Consider the following 11,068-nt stretch of genomic DNA (forward strand, 5'->3'; position numbering starts at 1 on the left):
GGCATGTAATGACGCGACGTAGATCCGGGATCCAGGAAGGCGTGGAGAATAAAACCCGGGCGCGGCACACCGTTTCACGGCTCGCGCCGCGTCCGGGGAACGCAGGATAGAATTGAGCGCATGGCGATCACGATCTCAGCATCCGATTCGGCAATTTCCGGAACGCCGGGCGCGCCGCGGCTGTCGACGCCGCAGGTCTGGGGCATCGTGCTGATCGCGCCCTACCTGCTCGTCTTTCTCGCCTTCGTGCTCTATCCGGTGGGTTACGGCTTCTGGCTGGCGCGCCATCCCGCCAGCTATGTCGCGCTCTATCACGATCCGATCTTCGCGCGCGCCGCGGTCAACACGCTGATTTTCCTCGTCATCGGCATCAACCTGAAAATGCTGATCGCGCTGTTTTTGTCCGGCTTCTTCGTGCAGCAGCGCACGTGGATCCGCTGGCTGTCGGTGATCTTCATCCTGCCCTGGGCGGTACCGTCGATCCCGACCATCCTGTCGGTGCGCTTCATGCTCAATCCGGAATGGGGCATGGTCAACCAGCTGATCTTCAGGTTCACCGGCGAGGACGGACCGAACTGGCTGAACGATCCGGCGGTCGCGCTCGCCATGGCGATCGGCGTGCACATCTGGAAGTCACTGCCGTTCTGGACGCTGATCCTGATGACGGGGCGGCTGGCGATTTCGCTGGACCTGTTCGAAGCCTCCGACGTCGACGGCGCCAACTGGTGGCAGAAGTTCCGCTTCATCACCTGGCCGTCAATGCGCCCGCTGTATCTCACCTGCACGCTCCTCTCGATGATCTGGACGCTCGGCGACTTCAACAGCGTGTACCTCCTGACCGGCGGCGGCCCCGCCGACCTCACCCACGTGCTCTCGACGCTCGGCATTCGTTACCTGAGGCTCGACGAGCTCAACCTCGCGATGGCCGCGATCGTCTGCGCAATGCCGCTGGTGCTGCCGCTGGTCTATTTCATGATGAAACGGCTGTCGCGATGAAGCTCCCTACCTTGCGTGAAGCGGCCACCGAGGCGCGGCTGCTTTTGATCGGCATTCCCGTCCTGATCTGGACGATGATTCCGATCTACCACATGTTCGTGTTCGCGATCTCTCCGAAGGAAGACGCCTTCTCCGGCAAATTGTGGCCCGACCATCCGACCCTGCACAACTTCGCAATCGTGTTCTACCAGCAGCACTATTTCCTGCGGGACTTCTGGGTCCAGTTCGGCAATTCGGCGCTGATCGCAGCCTCAGCCGGCGCGCTCACGCTGCTGATCGCAACCGCTGCCGCGTTTTCGATCTCCCGGCTGCGCGTGCCCGGCGGACGCATCGTGCTCAACCTCGCGCTCTTCACCTATTTCATTCCGGCGGCGTTTCTGGCCGTGCCGATGTACCGCACCATGGGCAACTACGGCCTGCTCAACACCAGCTGGTCGCTGATCCTCGCCATGGTGACGATTGCCTCGCCTTACGCAATCTGGGTGTTGAAGCAGGCTTCCGACAAGCTGCCGGTCGAGCTCGACGAGGCCGCGGTCATGGACGGCGCGACCTCCTTGCAGATTTTCCGCCTGGTCTACCTTCCGCTGATGATGCCGTCGCTGGTCGCGATCGGCACCTACGCCGTGCTGCTGGCCTGGAACGAATATCTTTACGCCTTCCTGCTGCTGTCGAACGACCGCGACATCACGCTGCCCGTCGCGCTCGGCAACTTCCTTTCCGCCGACGACTCGCCGTGGGAACTGTTGATGACGACCGGCTTCATCTATGCCCTGCCGCCGGCGGCGATCTATTACGCTTTCCGCCGCTACATGGTCGGCGGCCTCACCGCGGGCGCAGTGAAGTCGTGAGCCGAATGGGTTTGCGCACCGAAGGATTGGCCCATAGCTACAACGGCGCGGCGGTTTTTCCGCGCGCATCGGAGATTTTCGAAACCAGCGACGCTGCGACGATGACGAGCGCGATCAGCGCCACCACGAGCGTGCAGATCGCGTTGATCTCCGGCTTCACGCCGAGGCGCACTTCCGAATAGATGCGGATCGGCAGCGTCGCCGAACCGGGGCCGGTGGTGAAACTGGCGATCACGAGATCGTCGAGCGAGAGCGTGAAGGCCAGCATCCAGCCGGCTAGAACGGACGGTAGAATCAGCGGTAGCGTCACCGCGACAAACGCCCGAAAGGGACCGCAGCCGAGGTCCATCGCCGATTCTTCAAGGCTGCGGTCGATCGTCCCAAGCCGCGCCTGCACCACCACGGAGACGAAGCACATGGTGAGCGTGGTGTGGGCGACGACGACGGTCCAGAAGCCGCGCTCGGCATCGATGGCAACGAACAGCAAGAGCAGCGAAAGCCCCGTGATCACCTCGGGCATCACCAGCGGCGCGTAGAGCATGCCGGAGAACAGCGTCCGGCCGCGAAAACCCGCACCGCGCGACAGCGCGACCGCGGAGAGCGTGCCGAGGATCGTCGCCAGCGTCGCCGAAGTTGCGCCGACGCGCAGACTCATCCACGCTGCGTCGATCATGGCCTGATCGTGGAAGAACTCCGCGTACCAGTGCAGCGACCAGCCGCCCCATACTGTCACCAGCCGGGAGGCGTTGAAGGAATAGATGATGAGGATGACAATCGGCAGATAAAGGAAAGCCAGCCCAGCCGTCAGCGCGGTGACGTTGAAGCGGGAGAGCTGGTTCGGGCCGCTTGCCATCACGTGCGCTCCAGTTGCCGCCGTTGCAGGCGGTCGTACAGCAAGAGCGGCGCCAGCAGCAGGAGCAGCAGCACGACAGCTACCGCGGACGCCGCCGGCCAGTCCTTGTTGTTGAAGAACTCGAGCCACAGCGTTTGGCCGATCATCAGCGCGTTCGATCCCGCCAGCAGATCAGGAATGACGAACTCGCCGACGATCGGGATGAAACACAGGAGCGCACCGGCGCCGATACCAGGCAACGACAGCGGCAAAGTTACCCGCCAGAAGGCTTCGCGCGGCGATGCGCCGAGGTCGCTGGCCGCTTCCAGCAGCGCCTGATCCATCTTGGAGAGCGTCGCGTAAAGCGGCAGGATCATGAACGGCAGATAGGAATAGACGATGCCGAGATACATCGCGCTGTCGGTCGAGAGCCACACCACGGGCGTCGACACCACGTGCAGCGCCAGCAAGACCCGATTGAGCAAGCCATCATGCTGCAAGATGTTGATCCAGGCATAGATGCGGATCAGAAACGAGGTCCAGAATGGGATGATCACCAGCATCATCGCCACGCCCTGCCAGCGCTGCGGCAGCCGCGCCATGCCGTAGGCGATCGGATATCCGATCAGCAGCAGGATCGTGGTCGAGCCCGCGGCGACCACAAGGCTGCGCAGATAAGACAGCACGTAGAGATCGTCGGAGACCAGCAGGCGGAAATTGTCGAGCGAGAGCGCGGCGAACGCGGTCTTGATCGCGCCCCAGCCCTCATGCAAAGCGAGCACCGGAGTATAGGGCGGTCGGGCGATCGCGGTCTGCGACAGGCTGATCTTGAGGACGAACAGGAACGGCACGAGAAAAAACAGCACCATCCATACGTAAGGCGCGATCGCCGCAAGCCGCGCCGGGCGGGTGAAGTTTGATTCCGCGCTCATTGTTCCAGCACCACGCAGTCTTCCGGCGCGAACCATGCCACCACGCGCTGACCGGGGCTGTAGGCGTCGGTATCGAGCCGCGCGGTATTGGCGATCGACGAGCGCAGTACGAGGCCCGAATCGAGCCTGATCCTGTAGCTGGTCGCGCCGCCGAGATAGCCGACATCGGCTATCACCCCTTCAAGCCGGTTGATGGTGCGCATGTCGTCGAAGGCTGGGGCGCGGCGCGACAGCTTGATCTTCTCGGGGCGGATCGCAACACAAACATCGGCCTTGGCGAGCGGCTGGCGCGGCTCGGCGACATGAATCGTGCCGGCCTGTCCGGTGGCAATGGCGAGCCGCCGCGCCATCGCCGGGTGAGGCTCGGTGTCGCTGTCGAACTTGCCCTCGATCAAATTGATGTCGCCGACGAATTCGGCGACCCAGCGCGAGCGCGGCGCCTCATAGAGTTCGCGCGGGCTGGCAACCTGCTCGAGGCGGCCGGCGTCCATCACCCCGATCCGGCCCGCCATGGTCATGGCCTCCTGCTGGTCGTGGGTCACGATGATAAAGGTCAGCCCCAGCCGCCGCTGCAATTCCATCAGTTCGAGTTGCGTGCTTTCGCGCAGCTTCTTGTCGAGTGCGGCAAGCGGCTCATCAAGCAAGAGCAGCTGCGGCCGGCGCGCCAGCGATCGCGCCAGCGCCACGCGCTGCCGTTGCCCGCCGGAGAGCTGATCGGGCCTCCGCTTCTCAAGCCCCTCGAGCTTGACGAGCGCCACCATTTCCTTGACGCGGGCCTTGATCTCGGATGCCGGCAGCTTCGCGCGCTTCAGGCCGAACGCGATATTGTCGCTCACGCTCAGATGCGGAAACAGCGCGTAGCTCTGGAACATCATGTTGACCGGGCGCCGATGCGGCGGGATTTGCGCGATGTCTTCGCCGTTCAGCAGGATGCGGCCTTCGTCCGGCGTCTCGAAACCGGCAAGCATGCGAAGCAGCGTGGTCTTGCCGCATCCGCTCGGCCCCAGCAACGCGAAGAACTCGCCGGCCGCTATGTCGAGCGACAGCGCGTCGACGGCGCGAAATCGGCCGAAGGTCTTGACGACCGCATCGATGCGGAGCAGTGGCACGCCGGGCGCGGCGCGCGTTGCAGCCTTCGAATTCGCCGTACGCGCCGGATGCCTGGTATCCTCGCTCATGCCGCCAGCCTGCCCCATGGAGGCCGCAAGCTAGCGGCGGATCGACTGTTCCTCAAGGGACGACGCCCCGCGCGCCATGAAAGCGGCCAGCCGCTCGCGGTCCTGCGGGCTCATGGTCAGCCCAAGCTTGGAGCGGCGCCAGAGAACGTCGTCCGGAAAGCGCGCCCATTCCCTGGTCATGAGATAGCGCACTTCCGCTTCCGTCAAATCCGGTCCAAAGCTTTGGCCGAGATCGGCCTTCCCTTTAGCTTCGCCCAGCACCTGGTGCAGCCGCGACCCATAGGCGGAAACCAGCCGCAGCGCCTGATCGGGGCCCAGGAACGTCCAGCGCTCGCGCGCATCGTCGACCTCAGCCTCGAACCGCGCATTCGGAAAATCCCCACCCGGCAGCGCGGCTCGCCCCGTCCAGGGCCGCGACATCGGATAGAACGGCAAAAGACGAGAGACCGCCCGCTCGGCGCGCAGCCGCGCCATCGTTACGTCGCCGCCGAAAACGGTGAGCAGCGGCGCCTGACGGTGGCGTGCGTCGAACATCACCGTCCCCTCGCGCGCAAATCGTTTGCCGGGACGTCCCATGACGAGATTGGCGCCCGCCACCGACCGGATCACGTCGGAGGTGCTGACCCGCTCGCGAAAATAACGGTTGGCGACGTCGCAGAGATAGGTCACTTCATCGGCCGACATCGCCACGGCCGCGGGATCGCCGACAAACGGGCGCGCCACGGTGCCGATCAGGGTGAAATCGCGCTGATAAGGGCTTGCAAAGACCAGCCTGCGGTCGGTGTTCTGCAAGACGTAGACGTTCTCGGTATCGAACAGGCGACGGACGATGATCTGGCCCAGCTTGAGGGCGGCGGCGCGCGGTGGCGCCACGCGCAGCACGGTCTCGGCGATGCTCGCCGCCCATGCGCCCGATGCATTGGCCAGCGATCTTGCGGTGATCACCCGGCGATGCCCGCGATCAATCACGACCAGCCGCCAGATATGGCTCCGATCGGCGCGCACGCAGCGGGCACCGGTGCGGATGTCAGCGCCGCGCTCGGCGGCATCGAGCGCGCTCGTCACCACCAGCCGCGAATCGTCGACCAGGCAATCCGAGTATCCAAAGGCGGTGCCGAACGGCCGCTGCAAGGCATCGCCGATCGGATGATGGGTGATGTCGATGGTGGCCGAGCGCGGCAGGCTCCCGCCCGGCGCCAGGCGGTCATAGGCATACAGCCCAAGGCGCAACAGCCAGGGCGGACGCTCGTCGGAATGAGCAGGAATGACGAAATGCGCCGGCCGCACCAGATGGGGTGCGATCCGCATCCAGACCTCGCGCTCGGCGAGCGCCATGCGCGTACGCAAAAACGCCCTGCGCTCGAGTACGGTCAGATCGCCCTGGATCAATCGTCCCGAAGCGCTGGAGGCAGCCGCCCCGAGGTCCCCCTGCTCGAACAGGATGACCCTCAAGCCGCGTCCGGCGGCGTCCCGCGCCATGCTGACGCCGTTCAAGCCGCCGCCAATGATCGCTAAATCGTAATCCGCCATATCCAAGCTATAGCCAGGCCTGTCGACGCCTCGAAGGCGTTAGCGGCGATAAGCGACGAAAGCGGCGGAAAGCCGACGTGATCCGGCCGGTATTGGTCTATCCGGTCCTGCGCGCCGGCTCGGCACAGCTGGTGCGCCCGACCAGCGCGTTGTATTGATCGATCGGCAGCGGCTTGCCGATGAAATAGCCCTGGATGGCGTCACAACCCTCTTCGGCAAGGAAGGAGAGCTGCTCCTGGGTTTCCACGCCTTCGGCAACGATCGACATTTCCAGACCGTGGCCGAGGCTGATGACCGCGCGCACGATGGCCGCCGATTGCGGGTTGCGCCCCAAATTGACAACAAACGCGCGGTCGATCTTGATCTTGTCGAACGGAAACGCCTGCAAATAGCTGAGTGAAGAATAGCCGCTGCCGAAGTCGTCCATCGAGATGCGGACGCCGAGCCCTTTCAGGCGGCGCAACAGCGCAAGGCCGCGCTCGAAATCCTCGATCAGCACGCCTTCGGTGATTTCAAGTTCCAGCCGTCCCGGCGCCAGCCCGGTTTCGAGCAGGATCGAATGCACGAGGCTGACGACATCACCATGCATGAATTGCGCCGGTGACAGGTTGACCGCGACCCGCAGCGGCACCGGCCAGGAGGCAGCCTCGCGACAGGCCTCGCGAAGGATCCACTGGCCCATCTCGAAGATCAGCCCGCTTTCTTCGGCGAGCGGAATAAAGTCGGACGGCGGCACGAAACCGCGCACCGGGTGACGCCAGCGCGCCAGAGCTTCGAAACCGATGATTTCGCTGTCGCCTTCTTTTCGCGCCGAGGCCAGCGGCTGATAGTACAGAGAGATTTCGCCGTTCTTGATCGCCGCCGAAAGATCCTGGTGCAGCACGCGCCGATCGCGAATCTGCTGATCCATTTCCGGTTCGTAGATGCTGATCGTGCCGCGCGATTTCGCTTTCGCGCGCGACAGCGCAGCGCCGGCGTTGGCGAGCAGGGACGCTGCGTCGGTGCCATTATGCGGGAAGATCGAAATTCCCGTCGTCAGGCCGGTGCGGACCGATTTGCCGTCGATCAGGATCTCCTTGGACATCGTCTCGGCCAGCTGCTCGGCGAGCAACATGCCGGCGACCGGCTGCTTGCCGTCAATGATCAAGCCGAATTCGTCGCCGGAGAGCCGCGCGACGACGCCGCCGCGCGCCGAGGCTTGCAGCCGCTGCGCCACTTCGATCAGAAGCTTGTCGCCGGTGGCATGACCGAACACGTCGTTGACTTCCGTCAGGCCGTCGAGATCGATCGACAGCACCGCGAATTCCTCTTCCGCGTCGGTGCAGGCTTCGATCATCTGCGTGAGCGCTTGCAGGAAGGCAGCACGGTTCGGCAGATCGGTCAGGCCATCGTGATAGGCCATGTGCGCCATCCGCGATTCGGTCTGCCGTCGGTCGGTGACATCTTCATGGGTCTTGATCAGATATTGCGGCTCGCCGGCCTCATTGAGCACGGTCACCCGGCGTGTCAAAAACAGCCGCAGGCCGTTCTTGGTACTGATCGGATGTTCTTCGGTTACGGACTTGCGGTTTCGCACCGCCGCCTCGTCGCGTGCGACGATGAGCTTGGCCTCGCGTTCGTTGAAGATTTCCGCCGCCGTCAGCCCGGCGACCTCTTCGCGACGCCGGTTGAGAATGGTTTCTGCACTGCGGTTGGCGAGCAGATATCGCCCGCTGCTGACGTCTTCGACTGTCAGCGAGACCGGAACGTTATCGACCACCTGTTCGAGGAACTTCTTGGTCTTTTCAAGCTCCTCGGAAAGCATCCGCCGCTTGGTGACGTCGTCGAACAGCGCGATCAGAAATTCCGGCTCATTCTTGTCGTTGCGCGCGACCACCCGGCTCGAGGCAAGAACCCGCTTCTTGGAGCCGCGTTCGACGTAAAATTCGTTGCGGAACTGGCCATCCGGCGCTTCGAGGGCGGCGCGGTCGGCCGCCTCGATGCTTGCGGCGGTGTCGGGCGTGAAAATTTCATCGGCACGCTTGCCGACGATCAAATCCCGCGAGAAGCGCGAGAAACGTTCGAAAGCCCTATTGGCGAAAATGTAGCGACCGTTTTCGATGCTCTTGGCGGCCACGCAGACCGGAACATTTTCCAGCACCGACTCGAGGAACTGCTTGGTGGAAGCGAGCTCCCGTGAAAGCTCGCGCTGCTCGCTGCAATCCTCATGCGTCGCCACCGACCCGCCGTTCGGCAGCGGGAAACATTTGACATGGACCGATCGCCCGCCCGGTAGTTCGGTGATGAGCCCCTCCGGCTTGGCGGCCTCCGCGTAGAACTCCTCGATCGTGACGTCGAGGGCGCCACGCCGCCGCCTGAGCTCGAGAAGATCGCGCCCGGTCATATCCGAGGTGATGTCCGAGCGCGACAGACCGTAGATTTCAAGATAGCGGTCGTTAAGGAAAACGATCCGTTGCCGGGGATTGGTGATGACAACGCCTTGCTTGAGATTGTTCAAGGCGGAACTGACGAAAGCATTCCTGCGTAGTTGCGAGCGCTCGACCCGGCGCAGCGTCGAGACGACCCACAGGCCGACGGCGACCAGGAAAGAGCACACCACCAGGCCGCCGAGCACTATATCCGTGACGACTTCCGGATCGGCCGTCTTGAAGAATCTGAGAAGGGTGGAGTCCAGGCCGGACTGGGTGACGACCCACGTGCACGCAATCAGGCACAGCACGATCCCTGCCGGAATCATGATCCCGCCGCCTGCCTGCCATCTCTTGTCAGCCATCGGTCACCCGCGGATTTCTGCGCGCGAGTGTCTTTCTTCACGGGTTTGGATCAGGTAAACGCGTACCCCAGCCTGGGCCATTCGGGGTGTGAAGCCGCGGCAATTGCGGGGACATGATTAATGGGTCACTAATGGATTGGACCTGCAAAGTTCAGAAACGAGTCCAAAGAGTTGTCTAGTTGAAAGCCTAGCCAGAACCTTTTGCGACGGAACGCCATTCGCAGCCGCGGTGAGCGCCCACCGCCCGATTGGCAAACTGGATCCGGAACAGAATTTTTCGAATGGAAAAGATCGAGTGCGTCGTCATCGGAGCGGGAGTGATCGGTCTTGCGATAGCAAGACGGCTCGCCCAAAGCGGCCGCGAGGTGATCGTGCTGGAGACCGCCGAAGCAATCGGCACCGTCACGTCTTCCCGCAACAGCGAGGTGATTCACGCCGGCATTTACTACCGATCGGGCAGCTTGATGGCGAGGATGTGTGTTGCCGGCAAGCAGGCGCTCTACCGGTACTGCCGTGATCAAGGCATTCCCCATCGCAATTGCGGAAAGCTGATCGTTGCGACGACGTCGAAGGAAACCGAAAAGCTGGCCTCGATCAGGGCCCATGCGGAGGCCAACGGCGTTCTTGATATGCAAACGCTTGGTCGCGACGCCGCGCGAGACCTGGAGCCGGCGCTTCACTGCGAGGCGGCCCTGCTGTCGCCGTCCACCGGCATCATCGACAGCCACGCCTACATGCTGGCGCTACGCGGCAACGCCGAAGACGCCGGCACGGCCTTTGCGTTTCATACGCCACTCGTTGGCGCACGCGCACGCCGCGGCCGCATCGAGATCGACGCCGGCGGCGAGGCGCCGATGTCGCTCGAGTGCCGGCTTCTGGTCAATGCCGCGGGGCTGGACGCGACCTCCGTTGCGCGCAGCATTGATGGCATGCCGGTCGAAAAGATTCCGCCGTCCTATCTTGCGAAAGGCAACTACTTCAGTTGCTCGGCGCGCGCACCGTTTTCGCGTCTGATCTATCCCGTGCCCGAACCCGGCGGCCTCGGCGTGCATCTCACGCTCGATATGGCGGGACAGGCGCGTTTCGGCCCCGACGTGGAATGGGTGGATCACATCGACTACGCCGTCGATGGCGCGCGCGCGGAGCGATTTTATCCGGCGATCCGCCGTTACTGGCCGGCGCTGCCGGATGGCGCGCTGATGCCGAGCTATTCGGGAATGCGGCCCAAGATCGTGCCGCCGGCGGTCGCGGTGCAGGACTTCCTGATCCAGGGGCCGAAAGACCACGGCGTCGAAGGGTTGATCAACCTGTTCGGTATTGAATCGCCTGGCCTAACATCATCGCTGGCAATCGCCGACTATACCGCCGGGTTGGTGGAAGCTTAGCGGCTTGGCTGTCGAAAGCGCAGACACTCCGCTTTGCCGGTCGGCGCTCAACGCACCGGCCGGGTTGCGCATATCAAAGCAGGCGTTTGATCTTTGACTGATGCCTTCTAATGCAACGTGGCGCTGGCGTTATGCTTCAAGCGTTCGATTTCGTCCTTGACCATCAGCTTCCGGCGCTTGAGTTCGACAATCTGCAAGTCGTCTGTTGAAAGGTGAAGAAGAGCTTCGTGCAATTCGTTTTCGAGAACCTTGTGTTTCCGTTCCAGTTCAACGAGATGCGCGAGAATCGCCATTCGAAACCTCCTCGGTTGGGTTAAGACCTCAGATTCGATCCGGACTTCGAAGCTTACACCAAGGCGCGAATCTGTCGATGGTCTTGAAAAACGCCTTCCTCATTTTTCCCAGGGATCCGTAACGAATCGTGAGCCGGACCTCACTCCCGTTAATCTTTCCGGCCGGTTCCATTCGCGCCGGAAAGCCGCACGAAGCCCAAGGCGGTACGCGGCTCCCGCCAGTACGCGCGTTTTCCCGCCGATGCGGCTCTCGAACTTGCTTGCGGAGCGGCCAGCCAGGGAGGATATTCCTGCTTCGGCT

9 protein-coding genes are annotated in these 11,068 nt (G+C 63.1%); 3 read left to right on the plus strand and 6 right to left on the minus strand.

Annotation, left to right across the window (positions count from 1 at the left end; genetic code table 11):
• The first annotated feature begins 120 nt into the window (after positions 1 to 120).
• Complete coding sequence (locus NEZ08_RS09480) at positions 121 to 996, plus strand: carbohydrate ABC transporter permease (protein ID WP_298106352.1); 876 nt, start codon at positions 121 to 123, stop codon at positions 994 to 996.
• Positions 993 to 1,844 carry a carbohydrate ABC transporter permease gene (locus NEZ08_RS09485; protein WP_298106353.1) on the plus strand — a complete coding sequence of 284 codons (852 nt, stop codon included), beginning with the start codon at positions 993 to 995 and terminating at the stop codon, positions 1,842 to 1,844. The genes NEZ08_RS09480 and NEZ08_RS09485 overlap by 4 nt, the downstream gene beginning before the upstream one ends.
• A 37-nt stretch (positions 1,845 to 1,881) precedes the next feature.
• Here the strand turns inward: NEZ08_RS09485 and NEZ08_RS09490 are convergent, their stop codons facing one another.
• The 5 genes from NEZ08_RS09490 to NEZ08_RS09510 form a co-directional block, all read right to left on the minus strand.
• Positions 1,882 to 2,697, minus strand: a complete 816-nt coding sequence (locus NEZ08_RS09490; protein WP_298106354.1) for an ABC transporter permease — start codon at positions 2,695 to 2,697, stop codon at positions 1,882 to 1,884.
• Positions 2,697 to 3,608 carry an ABC transporter permease gene (locus NEZ08_RS09495; RefSeq protein WP_298106355.1) on the minus strand — a complete coding sequence of 304 codons (912 nt, stop codon included), beginning with the start codon at positions 3,606 to 3,608 and terminating at the stop codon, positions 2,697 to 2,699. Before NEZ08_RS09495 ends, NEZ08_RS09490 begins: the two co-directional genes overlap by 1 nt.
• Positions 3,605 to 4,786: an ABC transporter ATP-binding protein gene (locus NEZ08_RS09500; RefSeq protein WP_298106356.1), complete on the minus strand. Its 1,182-nt coding sequence runs from the start codon at positions 4,784 to 4,786 to the stop codon at positions 3,605 to 3,607. The genes NEZ08_RS09495 and NEZ08_RS09500 overlap by 4 nt, the downstream gene beginning before the upstream one ends.
• A 30-nt stretch (positions 4,787 to 4,816) precedes the next feature.
• The gene (locus NEZ08_RS09505; protein WP_298106357.1) at positions 4,817 to 6,316 is read right to left on the minus strand and encodes a glycerol-3-phosphate dehydrogenase; all 1,500 of its coding nucleotides are present in this window, start codon (positions 6,314 to 6,316) and stop codon (positions 4,817 to 4,819) included.
• Between the two features lie 97 nt (positions 6,317 to 6,413).
• A complete protein-coding gene (locus NEZ08_RS09510) occupies positions 6,414 to 9,089 on the minus strand; it encodes an EAL domain-containing protein (RefSeq protein ID WP_298106358.1) in 2,676 nt (891 codons plus the stop codon).
• Between the two features lie 281 nt (positions 9,090 to 9,370).
• On the opposite strand from NEZ08_RS09510, the gene NEZ08_RS09515 reads away from it, so the two are divergent.
• Positions 9,371 to 10,474: an NAD(P)/FAD-dependent oxidoreductase gene (locus NEZ08_RS09515; protein ID WP_298106359.1), complete on the plus strand. Its 1,104-nt coding sequence runs from the start codon at positions 9,371 to 9,373 to the stop codon at positions 10,472 to 10,474.
• Between the two features lie 107 nt (positions 10,475 to 10,581).
• Here NEZ08_RS09515 and NEZ08_RS09520 read toward each other — a convergent pair whose 3' ends face one another.
• Positions 10,582 to 10,767, minus strand: coding sequence for a DUF465 domain-containing protein (locus tag NEZ08_RS09520; RefSeq protein WP_298106360.1), 186 nt, complete (start codon positions 10,765 to 10,767; stop codon positions 10,582 to 10,584).
• Positions 10,768 to 11,068: the final 301 nt, after the last annotated feature.

It is taken from the genome of Bradyrhizobium sp. (genome assembly GCF_027451485.1).
Taxonomy (GTDB): domain Bacteria; phylum Pseudomonadota; class Alphaproteobacteria; order Rhizobiales; family Xanthobacteraceae; genus Bradyrhizobium.

Bases quoted from the DNA above. Each gene is read 5' to 3' on its own strand.
- NEZ08_RS09500 (WP_298106356.1), bottom strand. From the start codon at position 4,786: ATGAGCGAGGATACCAGGCATCCGGCGCGTACGGCGAATTCGAAGGCT.
- NEZ08_RS09505 (WP_298106357.1), bottom strand. From the start codon at position 6,316: ATGGCGGATTACGATTTAGCGATCATTGGCGGCGGCTTGAACGGCGTC.
- NEZ08_RS09515 (WP_298106359.1), top strand. From the start codon at position 9,371: ATGGAAAAGATCGAGTGCGTCGTCATCGGAGCGGGAGTGATCGGTCTT.
- NEZ08_RS09510 (WP_298106358.1), bottom strand. From the start codon at position 9,089: ATGGCTGACAAGAGATGGCAGGCAGGCGGCGGGATCATGATTCCGGCA.
- NEZ08_RS09480 (WP_298106352.1), top strand. From the start codon at position 121: ATGGCGATCACGATCTCAGCATCCGATTCGGCAATTTCCGGAACGCCG.
- NEZ08_RS09490 (WP_298106354.1), bottom strand. From the start codon at position 2,697: ATGGCAAGCGGCCCGAACCAGCTCTCCCGCTTCAACGTCACCGCGCTG.
- NEZ08_RS09495 (WP_298106355.1), bottom strand. From the start codon at position 3,608: ATGAGCGCGGAATCAAACTTCACCCGCCCGGCGCGGCTTGCGGCGATC.
- NEZ08_RS09485 (WP_298106353.1), top strand. From the start codon at position 993: ATGAAGCTCCCTACCTTGCGTGAAGCGGCCACCGAGGCGCGGCTGCTT.
- NEZ08_RS09520 (WP_298106360.1), bottom strand. From the start codon at position 10,767: ATGGCGATTCTCGCGCATCTCGTTGAACTGGAACGGAAACACAAGGTT.